This window comes from Rhizobium leguminosarum, assembly GCF_004123835.1.
GTDB classification, from domain to species: domain Bacteria; phylum Pseudomonadota; class Alphaproteobacteria; order Rhizobiales; family Rhizobiaceae; genus Rhizobium; species Rhizobium leguminosarum_M.
Genome location: NZ_MZMU01000003.1, coordinates 1,138,222 through 1,154,380, shown reverse-complemented (window position 1 = coordinate 1,154,380; position 16,159 = coordinate 1,138,222). Strand labels below are relative to the sequence as shown.

At 62.7% G+C, this 16,159-nt stretch carries 13 protein-coding genes; 3 read left to right on the top strand and 10 right to left on the bottom strand.

Translation table 11 applies throughout. The features are described from left to right. Positions 1-70: 70 nt before the first annotated feature. From B5P46_RS09495 to B5P46_RS09485, 3 genes are all read right to left on the bottom strand, one after another. Positions 71-1,276, bottom strand: a complete 1,206-nt coding sequence (locus B5P46_RS09495) for an adenylate/guanylate cyclase domain-containing protein (protein WP_129418438.1) — start codon at positions 1,274-1,276, stop codon at positions 71-73. A gap of 30 nt (positions 1,277-1,306) precedes the next feature. After that, the gene (locus B5P46_RS09490; RefSeq protein WP_129418437.1) at positions 1,307-2,926 is read right to left on the bottom strand and encodes an MDR family MFS transporter; all 1,620 of its coding nucleotides are present in this window, start codon (positions 2,924-2,926) and stop codon (positions 1,307-1,309) included. A gap of 68 nt (positions 2,927-2,994) precedes the next feature. Next, a complete protein-coding gene (locus B5P46_RS09485; protein ID WP_129418436.1) occupies positions 2,995-4,281 on the bottom strand; it encodes an HlyD family secretion protein in 1,287 nt (428 codons plus the stop codon). Positions 4,282-4,415: 134 nt separating this feature from the next. Between B5P46_RS09485 and B5P46_RS09480 the strand changes: the two genes are divergently transcribed. Continuing rightward, on the top strand, positions 4,416-5,318 hold the full coding sequence (locus tag B5P46_RS09480; RefSeq protein WP_129418435.1) for a LysR family transcriptional regulator: 903 nt from the start codon (positions 4,416-4,418) through the stop codon (positions 5,316-5,318). 457 nt (positions 5,319-5,775) lie between these two features. On the opposite strand, the gene B5P46_RS09470 is transcribed toward B5P46_RS09480, so the two are convergent. Next, positions 5,776-6,663: a branched-chain amino acid aminotransferase gene (locus tag B5P46_RS09470; protein ID WP_129418433.1), complete on the bottom strand. Its 888-nt coding sequence runs from the start codon at positions 6,661-6,663 to the stop codon at positions 5,776-5,778. Next, complete coding sequence (locus B5P46_RS09465) at positions 6,585-6,920, bottom strand: hypothetical protein (RefSeq protein ID WP_129418432.1); 336 nt, start codon at positions 6,918-6,920, stop codon at positions 6,585-6,587. The genes B5P46_RS09470 and B5P46_RS09465 overlap by 79 nt, the downstream gene beginning before the upstream one ends. Between B5P46_RS09465 and B5P46_RS09460 the strand changes: the two genes are divergently transcribed. Continuing rightward, positions 6,910-7,953: a zinc-dependent alcohol dehydrogenase family protein gene (locus B5P46_RS09460; protein ID WP_129418431.1), complete on the top strand. Its 1,044-nt coding sequence runs from the start codon at positions 6,910-6,912 to the stop codon at positions 7,951-7,953. The two genes, B5P46_RS09465 and B5P46_RS09460, sit on opposite strands and share 11 nt — an antisense overlap. 325 nt (positions 7,954-8,278) lie before the next feature. On the opposite strand, the gene B5P46_RS09455 is transcribed toward B5P46_RS09460, so the two are convergent. Beyond that, a complete protein-coding gene (locus B5P46_RS09455) occupies positions 8,279-9,097 on the bottom strand; it encodes a sugar phosphate isomerase/epimerase family protein (RefSeq protein ID WP_129418430.1) in 819 nt (272 codons plus the stop codon). 436 nt (positions 9,098-9,533) lie between these two features. On the opposite strand from B5P46_RS09455, the gene B5P46_RS09450 reads away from it, so the two are divergent. Then, the gene (locus B5P46_RS09450; protein WP_129418429.1) at positions 9,534-10,001 is read left to right on the top strand and encodes a cupin domain-containing protein; all 468 of its coding nucleotides are present in this window, start codon (positions 9,534-9,536) and stop codon (positions 9,999-10,001) included. An 18-nt stretch (positions 10,002-10,019) separates the two neighbouring features. Here the strand turns inward: B5P46_RS09450 and B5P46_RS09445 are convergent, their stop codons facing one another. The 4 genes from B5P46_RS09445 to B5P46_RS09430 form a co-directional block, all read right to left on the bottom strand. Then, the gene (locus B5P46_RS09445; protein WP_129418428.1) at positions 10,020-10,658 is read right to left on the bottom strand and encodes a TetR family transcriptional regulator; all 639 of its coding nucleotides are present in this window, start codon (positions 10,656-10,658) and stop codon (positions 10,020-10,022) included. Between the two features lie 67 nt (positions 10,659-10,725). After that, positions 10,726-12,009 carry an alpha/beta hydrolase gene (locus B5P46_RS09440; protein WP_129418427.1) on the bottom strand — a complete coding sequence of 428 codons (1,284 nt, stop codon included), beginning with the start codon at positions 12,007-12,009 and terminating at the stop codon, positions 10,726-10,728. Between the two features lies 1 nt (position 12,010). Then, entirely contained in the window at positions 12,011-15,064 is a 3,054-nt protein-coding gene (locus tag B5P46_RS09435; RefSeq protein WP_129418426.1) for an efflux RND transporter permease subunit, read from the bottom strand. Continuing rightward, positions 15,061-16,158, bottom strand: a complete 1,098-nt coding sequence (locus B5P46_RS09430) for an efflux RND transporter periplasmic adaptor subunit (RefSeq protein WP_164986465.1) — start codon at positions 16,156-16,158, stop codon at positions 15,061-15,063. Before B5P46_RS09430 ends, B5P46_RS09435 begins: the two co-directional genes overlap by 4 nt. Position 16,159 lies beyond the last annotated feature (1 nt).

Sequence of the window (16,159 nt, the reverse complement as noted above, 5' to 3'; positions counted from 1 at the left end):
CATCGCGCCCATCCAATCTCCCTCCTTGTGGGGGAGATGCCCGGCAGGGCAGAGGGGGGTGGACTCCCGCCTACCGCACGATCGTGAACAGCTCCACCGGATCCGCAAAACCCTTCAGCCCGTGCATCCCGACCGATGCCACATCCCCTGCCCCGGCCTCGTCGCGAAACGGCGCCGACATCAGCAGGGCCTCTCCCAGTTCGCTGCAGGCGGTCTGGATGCGGCTGACCAGGTTGACGTCGCCGCCGATCAGGGTGAAATCGAGGCGGCGGCCGGAGCCGACATTGCCGTAACTGACCTCGCCGTAATGCAGGGCGATGCCGGCCTTCACGCCTATGCCCTCATACTGGAAATGGTCGATCTCCTCGAGGATGGCGCGGGCCGATGCCAGGGCGGCGCCGCAGGAATGGGCGGCATCATAACCCGGGAAGAAGGCAAGCACGGCGTCGCCCATGAATTTCAGCACCTCGCCGCCCTCGCGGGTGATGGCCGGCACGATCCTGTCGAAATAAGCGTTCAGCAGCCCGAGCACAGTGCTGCCGGGCAGCCGGTTCGACAGTTCGGTAAAGCCGCGCAGATCGCAAAGCAGCAAAGCTGCCTCCATCGATTCGATCTCGTCGCGGCGGATGCGGCCGGCGAGGATGCGGCTTGCCGTCAGCGGGCCGATATAGGTATCGAGCAGGCTGAGCTCGACCTGGCGAAGGATGCGCAGTTCGCTGGTGTTGCGCAGCGCCGGCAGGATGCGTTCGATCACCTGACGCTCGGAGGCGGTGAAGCCGCCCGGCCGCCGCGTGCCGAAGACGGCGGCGCTGACCGGGCCGTCGACATTGCAGAGTGGCGCGATGACGAGCTGCATCAGGCCGCGATCGGCAAAGACATCGATATGCTGCCAGCGGCCATGCACGCTTTCGCCGGTATCGACGACCAGCGGCTCGCGGGTTTCCATGACCTTGCGCAGCGGCGTGTTGGATATGGCGACCCGGGCGCCGTGTTCGCGGTCGTGGATCTCGACCGGCTCGCCCGGCGCCCAGGCGATGGTGCGGCCGATGAACTCGGGATGCAGGGTCATCAGATGCAGGGTCAACCGGTCGACCGGCAGGCCGAGCGCCTGAAGCCTGCGGCCGAGGCCGGAGACCAGGCCGGCTTCGTCGAGCGCGTGGCATTCGTCGCCGGAGAGCCATTCGATGATCGAGAGCAGTGCGCCGACGCTGACGGCATGGCCGGCGGCCTTGGGCTGGAGCCTGTCGGCATCGGGAGCATAGATCGCTGACGTCATGGCTTTCTCCTCTTTGAGGGCCGCACGGCGCTAGTGAGCGCCGCCGCCGGAGAGTTGACCGGGTTTTCTGAGAAGCAGGCTTGCCAGCAGGGCGACGACGAGGGCGACGCCGAGCAGGAAGAAGGTGTCGCTGAAGGCCATGATATTGGCCTGCTTGCGTATTTTGAGCGCGATGGCGACGACGGCCTTGTGGCCGGCGAGCGCCTGATCGCTGACACCGTGGCTCATGAAGTAGCCGGTGAGCCTGGCGATACGATCGCGGGTGGCTTCCTCGAAGACCGAGACCGAGTTGGTCAGGATGTTCGAGTGGAACTGTTCGCGCTTCGACAGGAAGGTCTGCAGCGAGGCGATGCCGACGGCGCCGCCGAGATTGCGCATCATGTTGAAGAGCGCGGAAGCCGAGCCGGCATTTTCCTGCTCGATGCCTGCGGTGGCGATCGCCGAGAGGGGCGTGAAGACGAGCGCCTGGCCGATGGCGCGGACGATGTTCGGCCAGAACAGCTGGTCGCTGGCATAATCGCCGGTCATGTGCACGTTCATGAAGTTCGAGGCGGCGAAAAGGGCAAAGCCGACGACGATCAGCAGGCGGATATCGAAAAGCTTCATCAGGCGCGGCACCAGCGGGATCAGCAGCAGCTGCGGGATGCCGGTCCAGGCGAGAACCATGCCGATCTGCTCGGAATTATAGCCCTGGATGCGGGTGAGATAGATCGGCAGCACGAAGACCGAGCCGTAAAGCGCAATGCCGAGCAGGAAATTGGCGACGATGCCGAAGCCGAAGTTGCGGCGCACCAGCAAGCGAAGGTTCAGCAGCGGATTGGCAGTCTTCAGCTCGATGATCAGGAACAGCGTCAGCGAGACGGCGGCGATAACAGACAGACGGACGATGAAATCGGAGCCGAACCAGTCTTCCTTGTTGCCCTCTTCCAGCACGGTCTGCAGGGCTGCCAGGCCGATCGCCATGGTGATGATGCCCGGCCAGTCGCCCTTGGCGAGCAGCTTCAGGTTCATCGGCGCGCGGTCGAGCGAGACCCAGAGCAGGCCGACCATCAGCGCGCCGGGCACCAGGTTGACATAGAAGATATGTTCCCAGCCCCAGTTCTCGGTGAGATAACCGCCGATCGTCGGGCCGATCGCCGGCGCGAAGGTGGCCGAAAGGGCGAACAGCGCGAGGCCGATCGGCTGCTTGGCCTTGGGCAGCAGCGTGATGATGATGGTAAAAGCCATCGGGATGAGCACGCCGCCGGAAAAGCCCTGAATGGCGCGCAGGATGATCATCTGCTGCAGATTAGCCGCGAAGGCGCAGGCGACGGAGAAGATGAGAAAGAGGATGGCGTTGGTCAACAGGTAATTGCGGAGCGAGAAGACGCGCGCCAGCCAGGCGCTCAAGGGGATGACGACGATCTCGGCGATCAGATAGGAGGTCGAAATCCAGCCGCCGTCATCCGTGCCGGCGCCGATCGCACCCTGGATATCGGCAAGCGAGGCATTGACGATCTGGATGTTGAGGACGGCCATGAAGGCGCCGAGCGTCGAGCCGACAACGGCTGCCCACATGCGCAGCGGGCTCATCGCGGCAGGTGTCGCGGGCGCTGCAACGGCGGCGGGCGCCAGCGCATTGCTGTTGGCGGCGATCTGAAGAGTGGCCATGACCTATCTCCTTCCGGCTCTTGCGGAAAATTTTCTCATGAAGGGGTTGGGGTGATCATTCGGAAGGGTCATCCAGCGTGGCTGGATAATCCCTCTTCGGCCGTCCCAGAGGTCTGGGCAGCCTTGGTCCGACTAGCCCTGGTCTCGGCAGCTTGGGTCTGCGCAGCCTTGGTATCGATTTCAGGCTCGACCGACATGCCCGAGCGCAGCAGGCCGCTCAGAGCCTCGTCGTCGATGACGATCTTGACCGGGATGCGCTGGACGATCTTGGTGAAATTGCCCGTAGCATTGTCCGGCGGCAGCAGCGAGAATTCCAAGCCGCTTGCCGGCGAAACGCTGTCGACGTGACCCTTGATCGAGATATCGGGAAAGCTGTCGACCTTGATCTCGACCGACTGGCCGGGGCTGATATAGGTCAGCTGCGTTTCCTTGAAATTGGCGACGACATAGACCGCATGCAGCGGCACCACCGCCATCAACTGCGTGCCCGAGGTGACATACTGGCCGACCCGGATCGACCGGGCGCCGACCGTGCCGTCGACGGCAGCGACGATATCGGTATAGGAGAGGTTGAGCTCTGCCTGGTGCGCCGCGGCGGCCGCACGGTCACGCTGGGCAACCGTCTGTTCGCGCTCGGTCTGAAGCACCGGCACCTTATTCTGAGCCGTGACGAGGGCTGCCCGGTCACGCTCGACGGCGGCAGCGGCCTGGTCGCGGGCCGACTGGGTCTGTTCGGCACGAGACTGGGTGCCGGCGCCGTTGGTGATCAGACGGGCCGAGCGGGCGGCATCGGACACGGCAAAGTCGAGCGATGCCTGCGAGGCATCGACCGTCGCCTTGGCCTGCTCGATCACCGATTGCTGCAGGGCGATCTGGGCGTCGATATTGGTGATGGCGGCCTCGGCCGCCTTCACATCGGCCTTCGCCTGCGACAGTGCGGCCTGGAAGTCGCGGTCGTCGATACGGGCAAGAACCTGGCCGGCCTTGACCGCGTCATTGTCGTTGACGAGCACTGCCTTGATATAGCCGGCGACCTTCGGGGCTACGGTGGTGTAATCGGCCTTCACATAGGCATCGTCGGTGGATTCGATGAAGCGGCCGACCGTCCAATAACGGTAGCCGAAGTCGCCGGCGAAAGCGACGCCGGCAAGCAGTGCGGCGGCGATGACGGCGCGCTTGACGATGCGACGGCCGGTCTTTTTGGGAGCATCCGCGACCGGTGCGTCCGCAACCGGCGCTTCGGAGACAGGCATGGGGGGCGCCTCGGCGGCCGGCGCCCTGGCGGCTTCCTCGGCCAAGATCTGCTCGGCTTGCCTGGCAGTTTCGAAAGCTTGCCTGTGGGGTAACTCGACCATCGCAATTCTCCTTCACCGTTGGCCTTCTCTGAGGCCCTGTTCGATGTGGAGAAAAATGCACCCTGCCATTCATTCTGATAATCTGCTTAAATCGGGAAGGATCATCAACTCTCAGCGGATAATCCGGGGGCAATATGGATCGGCTGACAAGCCTCATGGTGTTTGGCCGCGTGGTGGAATGCGGCGGTTTTTCCGCCGCCGCGCGCCGGCTCAACATGTCCGTCACCATGGTCGGCAATCACGTGCAATCGCTGGAGGACCGGCTCGGCGTGCGGCTGCTTAACCGCACGACGCGCAAGGTCAGCCTGACCGAAACCGGCAAATATTATTATGAACGCTCGTCGCAGATCCTGGCTGAACTCGATGAGGCGGACCGGACGGCCGGCGCGCTGAGCACGACGCCGCGCGGCACGCTGAAGGTCTACACCAGCAGCGCCATCGTCCGTTTCCTGCTGCCTGTCGTCAGCGAATTTATGGAGCTCTATCCGTCGATCTCACTCGATTTCAGCGTCGGCGAGCGGATGGTCGACATGATCGAGGATGGCTACGACCTGGTGATGCGCACCGTACCGCCGCCGGATTCATCGCTCGTCGCGCGCAAATTGACGCCCTGGCGCCATATGCTCGTCTGCTCGCCGGCCTATTTCGAGAGCCATCCAATGCCGAAAACGCCGGCCGAGGTCGCCGATCACAATTGCCTGCAATATGCCTATTACCCCTATGGCGACGAATGGCGCTTCGAGGATGGCGAAGGCAACAAGGAGAGCGTCAAGATCAGCGGCAACGTCGTCTCCAACAGCGCCGAGATGCTGCGCTTCCTGACGCTGACCGGGCGAGGCATCTTCCTGGCGCCGAGTTTCGTCGTGTTCGACGACATCGCCGAAGGACGGCTGGTGAAGATCATGCCGGACTACCGGCCGATCGAATTCAACATCAACGCCGTCTATCCCAACCGCAGCCATTTGCCGACGAAGGTGCGGCTGTTCATCGATCTGTTGGCGGAGAGATTTGCGGAACATCGGAAGTGGATGACGTGAGTGTGCGGGCATCGGGACGATAGGCCGCCCTCACGGCAAGAAATTGCCCCTCACCCTAACCCTCATAGGCGCTAGGTTAGGGTATAGACAGCCAAGACTATGGATGTGAATCAAACCCGGGATGTCGATTTGACCCGATATTTTGGACCCCTGGCCGAAGGTTGAGGCGCGGCTGCCCGTCGGCTTAGAGCCTAACCTAGCGCCTATGACCCTAACCCTCTCCCCGTTCTGACGGGGAGAGGGGACGTGCCCTGCGCAAGCGAGGTTGGGACGGAGACGTCGCGGCATATCCCCTTCGCCCCGTTTACGGGGAGAAGGTGCCGGCAGGCGGATGAGGGGCGGATGCAGACGTGGATGTTGCTAGAGGCGACCGCGCCTGCCCTGCGCTTGCGCTCCGGGCGTTCGCAGCTGCAATCGATTCACTGGATCGATTGCTTCGGCAGCGCCGAACCGCTGCTCACTCTTCGCTCTCACTCCTGCCGTGGGCCCAGTCCATGTAGAGTTCCAGTGCCTTGCGGGTGAACGGGCCTTCCTGGAGATTGCGGTCGTCGAGGCGGATGACGCCGACGACTTTGGAATAGTTGCCGGTGGTGAAGATCTCGTCGGCTTGCATGAAATCTTCGACGGAGAGCGCTGCTTCGTGCACATCGAAACCGGCCTGGCGCAATAGGCCGATGACGCGGGCGCGGGTGATGCCGGCGAGGAAGGTGCGGTTGGCGGCCGGCGTCATCACCACGCCGTCCTTCACCATGAAGACGTTCGACGAGGCGGTCTCGACGACGTTGCCGTTCAGGTCGCGCACCAGCGCATTGTCGAAACCGCGGCTGCGCGCTTCGGCGATCATGCGGCCGCTGTTTGGATAGAGCGAGCCGGTCTTCGCCTCGGTCATCGCCGTTTCCGGCGACGGGCGGCGATAGGGCGAGACGGTGAGGCTGGTGCCGCCATGGCCGCCCATCGGCGCCTCGAACAGGCAGAGCGCGAAGCGGGTCGATTCCGCATCGACAGAGACGACGCTGCCGGGTGCGCCGTGTTCGCCCCAATACATCGGCTTGATGTAGATCGCCGTGGCGCCATCGAATTTCGCAACGCCTTCCCAGGCGAGTGCTACGATCTCCTCGGCCGATTTCACCGGCTTCAGACCCATGGCGAGCGCCGAGCGATTGATGCGCTGGCAGTGCAGGTCGAGATCCGGCGCGATGCCATCGAACCAGCGGGCGCCGTCGAAGACCGTGGAGCCCAGCCACATGGCATGCGAGGTCGGCCCGATCAGCGGCGGATTGCCGGGGAGCCATTCTCCATCGACATGAGTCCAGGTGGTTGAACGGGGTGATGTATCGACGGCCATGATGGTTTCCTCCTGAAGCCGGAGAAGGAAAAACCGCCGCGGCAAGCCGGGTCAAGGACAAATCCCGAGCGGAAACACGGAAGCAAGAAAATGCCGGGGAATGCCGCCAGGCCGCAATATTCGTGCGCAGCAACGGCAGCTTCATCGATGGGTGCATCAGCAAAAATGATGGAATGGAATGTTGGAATGGCTGCCTGCCGCATGCGATGATGGTGGAACAGCGGATAAGCAGCAAGGAAAACGCCGATGAAAGCCATGTTCTACGAAGCCTTCGAACAGGCGCCCGAAATCCGCACCCTGCCCGATCCGACACCGACAGAGGACGGTGTCGTCATATCCGTTGGGGCCAGCGGGCTCTGCCGCAGCGACTGGCACGGCTGGATGGGCCACGACCCGGATATCCGGCTGCCGCATGTGCCGGGACACGAGCTTGCCGGGCGGATCGTCGCCACCGGCCGCGGCGTGATGCGCTTCAAGGTCGGCGACCGGGTGACCGTGCCCTTCGTTTCCGGCTGCGGCCATTGCAGCGAATGCCATTCCGGCAACCAGCAGGTCTGCCCGAACCAGTTCCAGCCGGGCTTCACCCATTGGGGGTCGTTCGCCGAATATGTGGCGATCGACTATGCCGATACCAATCTGGTGCACCTGCCCGATACGATCGACGATGCGACGGCGGCAAGCCTCGGCTGCCGCTTCGCCACCTCGTTTCGCGCCGTCGCCGACCAAGCCCGCACCGGGCCTGGCGAATGGATCGCCGTGCATGGCTGCGGCGGCGTCGGCCTGTCGGCGATCATGATTGCCACGGCGCTCGGGGCGAATGCGATCGGCATCGACATATCCGAGGAGAAGCTCGCCTTCGCCAAGGAGTGCGGGGCGGTGGCGACGGTCAATGCATCCGGTGTCGCCGACGTGGCGGAGGCGGTGCGCGAAATCACCAAGGGCGGCGCGCATGTCTCGATCGACGCGCTCGGCCATCCCGTCACCTGCGTCAATTCGATCAAGAACCTGCGCCGGCGCGGACGGCATGTGCAGGTGGGGCTGATGCTGGGTGAACACGCGACGCCGCAAATCCCGATGGCGCAGGTGATCGGCCACGAGCTGGAAATCTACGGCAGCCACGGCATGCAGGCCTGGCGTTACGACGCCATGCTGTCGATGCTTTCGGCCGGCAAGATCGCGCCGCAGAAGCTGATCGGACGGCGGGTCAGCCTCGAGGAGGCCGTGCCAGCGCTGATGGCGCTCGACAAGGCTGAGGCCACGGGGATCAGCGTTATTACGCGGTTTTCGTGAGGGAGCTCCGCCCTGCCCGCCCGTGGCGTGCAAAGGTGGGAGCAAGCGGGTTTCGTCCGATATGTCTTGCTCCTACTGAGAAGAAAGGAACCGAGACGTTGCCACGAGTCCGCTTCTCCCCAGCGGGGAGAAGATGCCGGCAGGCAGATGAGGGGGTGAGCGGCAGGGCCGCGAATGCTCGCGGCGCAAGCGAAGGGCAATAATGAATGACGTGCCGTGTGGCCCCCTCATCCGACCCTTCGGGCCACCTTCTCCCCGCTGGGGAGAAGAGAGAACCAAGACGCAGCCTTAGTCATCTTGTAGGCTGGTGTTTCCTGGGCTTCCGCTATTCGGCCACCCCAATCGAGGCGAGATAGGCCGCAGACGCCGGGATCTTCGACTTGTCCTTGATCTCGATGATGAGGCGCGGGTTGCTTTCGAGCTTGGCAAGGGCCGCGAAGACGGCGTGCCAGCGGATCGCGCCTTCGCCGAGGCTCCAGTGGCGATCGGCATATCCGTCGGCATCCTGCAGGTGGACATGCTGGAGGCGATTGTCGGCGGCCTTGACGTAATAATCGACCGGCGGAGCACCGGTATAGCCATGGGCATAATGGGCGTGGCCGGTATCGATCGAGACGGCGACGGCGGGTGAGTTGAAGCTCTCGGCAAGCGCCACCCGAATATGCGGATCCTTGTCCTCGATGTTCTCGATGACCATGGTGCAGCCGATATCCTCGGCGCGCCGGACGGCGTCGCGGAGCGTCATGTGCGTGCGCTCGGCCAAGGCTTCGCGGGCGCCGGCATTGTCGTCGAGATTGTTGTAGGACCAGGAGGTGTAAGGGCTGTGGATGACCATATGGGTCGCGCCGATGGCGGCGCAGACATCAAGCCCCTGCAGCAGGCGCCGGGTGACGATGGCGCGGATATCAGGATCTTCCGAGGCAATAGTGAAGCCCCAGAACGGGCCGTGAATGCCGAGGCGGCCGCCATGACCGTCGAGAAGCCGCCTGGTGCGGGCGGCAAGCGGCGCCCAATCACCGTTCAGAACCTCGGCATCGATAAAGCTCTGCAATTCGAGATCGCGGGACTTTTCGAAGAGCCAATCACGGTGAAGTTCGACTTCATCGAGCGTCATGGCGGCGCCGACGACGGGAAGAGAGGACATGGATGCGCTCCATCAATGTGAATGATCAATATGAATGCCGGAACGGCGCGGAAGGACGGCCCCAAGAACGGCCGCCGCGTTCTATGCGCCCCTTCTGTGTCGGCGGTATTACAGGCGCCCGAGCCTTTCGACCCCCTCCGGCCTCAGTCATTTCCGCATACCTGATGCGGCATTGAGGGACCTTGCGGAAACGCCCCGAAGTACCGATATCGGCCCCGACAGTTTCGTGACGCAACAGCGCGCGAGCGGCGCTGAACCCCTGGCAACGGAGCCGTTTGTTCATCGCTTCGGCTGACGTAGCGCGCTTCTTTGAAGCGCGTTCAACGATGTTACCCCCAACAACAGGGCGGGTTGTCAAAGGCGGCGCAAAGGTCTAACGGCTGCGCCCGCAAGAAAAAGCCCATAAGAAGAAGCCCTGTAAGAAAAAGAAAGAGACATGATGCCCAACTCATTTGTGAAAATGCCTGCGAGCGACGAGGCGAAGCGGTTTTTCGTCCTCGGCGACCGGGTCGAGCGTCGGCTTAGAATCAGCGGAACCTGGCTCAATCTCTTCGACGTCACCGTGCCACCCGGCAGCCGGACGCCGAAACATGCGCATGCGAGCCCCGAAGTGTTCCGCATCCTGGAGGGACGCCTGACGATCTGGCGCCTCGGCGACAGGGGCCCCGAAGAGATCGAGGCCGGCGCCGGCGACATCGTCACCATCCCGCCCTTCATGGTGCACGGCTATTCCAACCGCGGAACCGTCCCCGTGGTCTTTTCCGCGGTCGTCGATCGGGACATGGCCGAATTCATCGAAGCGGAAGGCACAACCGAGCCACCGAAGGCCAGCCCTTCGGCCGAAACCATCGCCCGCATGACGGCGGCCGCCAATTCGTACGGGATCACCATCCTCGCGGCCTAGCGGCCGCATCTGGGGGCGTCATTCCGCGGCCATGCGCTCCTCGCCTGGGGAACTTGGCCGGAGAGCTGAAACGGCAAAGGAAGCGAGTTCGTGAGCTGATAGCTGACAGTGGCTCGAAGGCAGGGCGCCAATAATTCTGGGGTCCCATAAGGAGATGATTGAGGCGCAAAAGCAGGATGCGGCCGCGTCAACATTCCTCGGAACGAACTCTTTAGTCGCGATGCCGGCGCAAACAAGCTCGCCCACATTCGCCTGAAGTCGCTTCAGATGGTCTCTGAACGATGGCCAACTGCCGTCTGCGGCGAGAACAACGAGGTCGAACATCTGGCTGTCGCCGTGACGTGCCTGCAGCATCAGGCGGTGTTGTCCGAGCGCGGTTTCTTTCAGCCGGCTCGCCGCACTGGTGAGCTCGCAGTCGGCAGATGGGGTGAAGGTGAGATCAGTTTCGAAGAAATTCCCGGCAATGGCATCCCAAATCGCCGCCTTGGAAGGGAAGATCTTGTACACACTTGCCGGCGACTTCCCCAGCAGTCGAGCGATATCGGCGACGTTTGTTTTCGAGGGCCCGTACAGCCGGCACGCTGCCGTGCCGGCTTCGATAATCGAAGACATATAGCCAGTCTGCGGCTGGTCTCTTACAGTCGTGCCAACTTCCATTTGCCAATCCTATCTGGTCCGCATGCTGGACGGGTCTCAGACGGCGTCTGATCGAGGCGGCTGACGATCAGTACGCAATCTGACCATCCACCATCTTCCCCTCATTCGAGGAGAGTTCCCGCTTGAGGATTTCTCGCGCCTCCGGGCTGATGACCGCGACTGGAGCCGCAACGGCTACGCGCGCTGCCGAGCCGGCGAAATTGGCCGCTGTCATCCCGATCTGATCGGCAACGCTTGCCTTTCCGCCCTCGAGGCTCTGCCCTGCCAGCCGCCGCCCGAGCAGGCGCACGATCTCCGGGCTGTCGGCGAAGGCATTGTGGCCGAGCGGATCGTTCGTCGCGATGGCGCTCGTGTCGATAACGGAAACGCCGAGTTCGTCGAGAAGAGGCGCGTAAGGTCTGAGATCGGACCCGCCGACGCGGCTGACGCCACCCGATAGCCAGCTCGACATCTCCAGCGCCTTGTCGCGTGTCGAGGTCAGGATCGCAAAGTGCGGCCGTTTCGGCCCCATCTCGGTGAACTGGCGACGGAACACGTCGATGTCGATGTCCGGCGACGCGAGAACGACGTTCTTGACCTTCGTCGGGATTGATTTCTCGCGCATGGCGACGCCGCGCAGCGCCTCGGCCGCAAGCCAGCCGCCCATGGAATGGGCGAGGATCGTCACATCGGAGACGTCGGGACTTTTCGCCGCCTGGAGGATCAGATCCTCCAGAGCGCGACGCGAATAGTTGGCGCTTTCCTTGTCGTAGAGGTAGTCGAAGACACGGCCCCTTGATGGCCAGGTGAAGAGGATCGGTGCGGCGTCGGTTCCCGAGTCATGGACGATCTGCGCGAAGCGGAAGACAGCGTCGGCGTAGGTGTTGTTGAAGCCGTGCACGAAAATGATGACCTGATGTTTCGTGTTTCGGTTCTTCCGGTACCAATCGAACGCCTGGCCCTCGGATTGCACCTTGGCAACCTGCGTGACCGCAAACTCCTTTTGCGGATTGGGCGGCATGCGGGACGGCCACTGCACCTCTCCGATCTTGCGGTTCCGATCGGGCGGAATGGATACGTCGACGCTGTTAAGGGAAATCGCCGTCCCGCGGTCGCCGGAATAAAGCTTGCCGGGATCCTCCGAAGGCTTGCGCGTCGTGGCGACCAGCATGGTGACCCGGCTTGTGCCGGTCGGGGTCACGGCGAGAGGCTGAAGGACATCCTGCACCCGGTTGGCGCAACCCGATGTAATAAGTGACAGAGCCACAAGGACCGGGACGGCGGGGCCTACGCGGGCAGCGATCGCCTTGGCGAACCCAAACCCGGTGAGACCCTGGGCAATACGCCCAGGGATTGAGAGCGATGTGGTCATCTCAGTTCTGCTCGACTTCGCGAGGAATCCGGAACCAGGCGACGTAGAGCGCCGGCAGGAAGAGAAGTGTCAGTGCCGTTCCGACGACGATCCCACCCATCATCGCGTAAGCCATGGGACCCCAGAAAATCTCATGCGAGATCGGAATCAGGGCCAAGGTCGCGGCCGCAGCAGTGAGCATGATCGGCCGCATGCGGTGCTCGGTCGCCTCCACGACCGCCTTCCACGGCGACATTCCCTCTGCGCGCAACTCCTCGATCTGCACGATCAGGATCACGGAGTTGCGGATGAGAATTCCGACCAGCGCGAGCACACCCAGGAGCGCGACGAAGCCAAGCGGCGAGTTGCTGGCGAGCAGCGCCACGACGACGCCGATGAGGGCCAGCGGCGCTACCGAGAAGACCAGGAACAGCCTGTGGAAGCTCTGAAGCTGGATCATCAGCAGCGTCGCCATGATGACGAACATAGCCGGCGCCACCTTGGCGATCGGACCTTGCGACTTGGCACTCTCCTCGACCGCACCGCCGATCTTCACGGAATACCCAGCCGGCATCGTCTTTTCGAAAGCCGAAACCTTGTCGGAGAGCGCCTTCACAACGGTCGCCGGCTGCGTCGCATCGCCGATGCCGGCCTTGATCGTGATGGTCGGAATTCTGTCGCGCCGCCAGATCGTCGGCTGTTCAAGCTCGTAATGGAAGGTTGCGACGGATGACAGCGGGACGGATTGACCGTTGCTGCTCTGCAGTTGCAGGTCAAGCAGGGTGTCGATCGAGCCGCGCTCCTTTTCCGCGGCACGGCCAATGACATCGACCAGATAGATGTCGTCCCGAACCTGCGTTACGGCATTCCCTTGTACGACGGTGTTGAGCGCCATTGCGATGTCCTGAGACGAGACGCCGAGCTGTCGGGCCTTGTCCTGCAGCACGTCTATCTTCACGACACGGGCCGGCTCGTTCCAGTCGAAGGCGATGTTCCGGAGGGAAGGATAGGTGCCGACGATCGAGCCCAATTTCTGTGCCAGGTCGCGCACCGTCTGCAGATTTTCGCCGGACACTCGGTACTGGATCGGCTTGCCAACCGGAGGCCCGATGTCCAGAAGCTTCACGTAAGCGTCCGTTCCCGGAAACGTCTTCTGAAGGTAGACCTCCATCTGCTGCTTCAGCTTGTCCCTGATGTCGAGGTCCTTGGTGACAACGACCGTCTGGCCGAAAGAAACGTCAGCCGGCTGCACGTCGAAGGACAGAACGAAGCGCGGCGCACCCCTGCCAACGTATGTCGACCAATGTTCGACGCCAGCGTTGCCAGTCAGCATCTCACGCTCGAACTGGGCCATCTGGCGGCTCGTTTCGGCGATCGAACTGTTCTGCGGCAGGTTCCAGTCGACGATCAGTTCCGGACGGTCGGAGCTCGGGAAGAACTGCTGCTGCACCATCGACAGGCCGGCGATCGATCCAGCGAAGAGTAGGACTGTTGCGATGATCGTCATCCAGCGCCAGCGCAGGCAGAATTGCAGCAGGCTGGAAAAAATCTTGGCAAAACGGCCCTTGTGCTCGGGGTGCTTCTTCATCGTCTTCGGTAGAATGGTCACCCCGATCAGCGGCGTGAACACCACCGCGACCACCCACGAAACGACGAGGGAAACCGCTATGACGACAAAGAGCGAGAAGGTGAACTCGCCGGCGTTGCTCTTGTTAAAAGCGACGGGGATGAAACCCGCGACGGTGACGAGCGTGCCCGTCAGCATCGGGAAGGCCGTGGATGTGTAGACGTAGGTGGCGGCTTTCGTGAGACTGTCGCCCGTTTCCAGCCGTGCAACCATCATCTCGACGGCGATCATGGCGTCGTCGACAAGGAGGCCGAGCGCGATGATCAGCGCTCCGAGCGAGATGCGCTGCAGCGATATGCCGGTGTAGAACATGACCATGAAGGTGATTGCAAGAACGAGCGGGATCGCGATTGCCACCACCAGGCCGGCCCTCATCCCCAGACTGATGAAGCTGATCGCGAGCACGATCGCGACCGCCTCGAACAGAGCTTTTGTGAAGCCGCCGACGGCCTCCTCTACCACCTTCGGTTGGTCCGATACCTGTTCGACGGAGACGCCGACCGGAAGCTCCTGGGTGATTTTGCTCATCGTCTTGTCAAGCGATTCGCCGAAGGCAAGCACATTGCCGCCCGTCTTCATACCGATCGCGAGCCCAATGGCAGGCTTTCCGTTGAAACGGAAGAGCGACGTCGGCGGGTCGACATAGCCGCGGGTGATCGTGGCGACGTCGGTCAGCGGGAAGAAGCGGTCGTTTACCCGAAGATTGATCCCACGCAAGGTGTCCTCGGAGATGAAGCGCCCGCCGACCCGCAAGGCGACCCGCTCCGGTCCGGTTTCGACAAAGCCGGACTGTGTGACGGCGTTCTGCGCTTGCAGAGTGGCAATGATAGCGGAGCGGTCGATGCCGAGGGCGGCGATCTTGCGGGTGGAGAATTCGAGGTAGATCACCTCGTCCTGCGCGCCGACAATATCGACCTTGCCGACGTCGGGGATGTTGAGGATCTGCGTCCGGGCATTCTCGGCGAAGTCGCGCAGTTCCCTCTGGCTAAGTCCGCTGTCGCCGGTGAAGGCGAAGATGTTGCCATAAACATCGCCGAACTGATCGTCGAAGAAGGGGCCGACCACGCCTTGGGGGAATTCGTGCTTGATATCGTCAATCAGGTTGCGGACGCGCGACCACGTGGGCTTTACGTCCCGCGCGATTGTATCCGGCAGCAAATCGACGAAGACGATCGTTTGACCGGCCGTCGTAATGCTGCGGGTATGTTCCAGTTTGTCGAGCTCCTGGAGCTTCTTTTCGATGCGGTCGGTAACCTGCTGCGTCACCTCTTGGGCAGAAGCGCCTGGCCATTGGGCCTGGATCACCATCGTCTTGATTGTGAAGGATGGATCTTCTTCGCGGCCGAGCCCAAGATAAGCAAAGCCGCCCGCCACCGCGAACATGATCATGAAGTACCAGACAAGCGAACGATGCCCGAGCGCCCAGTCAGAAAGGTTGAATTTGTTCACGGGCGTGGCTCCTGTCCGAGTTGCACTTTCTGTCCATCGGTGAGCTCATCAACTCCGGCGATGACGATCTCTTCCCCTTCCCGCAGGCCCGCTTGAACCAGGACGGAACGGGGGGCGGACGCCGGACCTTCCAGTTCAACCGGCCTCAGGACGACCTGGGCCCTGGCGCGATCCACCACCCATACCTGGCTGCCACCGCCTTCGTGGCGGATGGCGGAGAGCGGCAGCGTGATCGCCTGCTTCCTTTCTCCGGCAAGCGGCGTCGCGGTGACCACGGCGCCAAGGCGGAAGATGTCCGGCGCCTGATCGATCCCGATCTTCAGCCGATAGGTGCGGGTATTGGCGTCGGCCTGCGGCGCGATCTCGCGGACGACGCCAGTGGCCTGGATCCTGCTGTCGAGCTGGAGGGCGACGTTGAAGCGGTCGCCCGGGCGAACGCGACTGAACTGCGCTTCCGGCACGTCGACGACCACGTCGCGCTGCTCGAGGCGTGCCAGTTTCAAGACCGGCTGGCCGGCCGAAACCGTCTGGCCCATTTCTGCGGACGTGGCGGTCACGACGCCATCGAACTCGGCCCTCAGCTCGGCGTAGCCTAGCTGCTCATTCGCCTTCGCTAGGCTCGCCGTCGCTTTCGCGACATTGGCGGCAGCCGACTTGAGTTGCTGTTCGGCAAGATCATGATCTGCAATGCTTGCCGCGCTGCTCTGCATAAGCTTTCGCTTGCGCGTTTCGGTCGTCGCGGCGTTCTCCAACTGCGCCTGGGCGTTACGCAGTTCGGCCTCCGCGCTCTTGACTGCGAGCTGCAGAGTGAGAGGATCGATTTCCGCCAGGACATCGCCCTTGTGCACCAGGTCACCGACATCGACCTTGCGAGAGACCATTCGCCCGAGCGTCCGAAACGCCAGGTCAGTCTCGATGCGAGCCCGCACCACGCCGGGCGAGCTTGCGATTTTGGCCTGTTCGACCGCAGCCATGACAACTTTGACAGGACGGGGAGCCGTCTCCTCCCCTGCGACGGAGTTCTGATCGCAGCTTGCAAGCAGCGACACTGACAGTAGAAGCGGGAGAGAGGTGCATATGCGATTGAGGGTCATC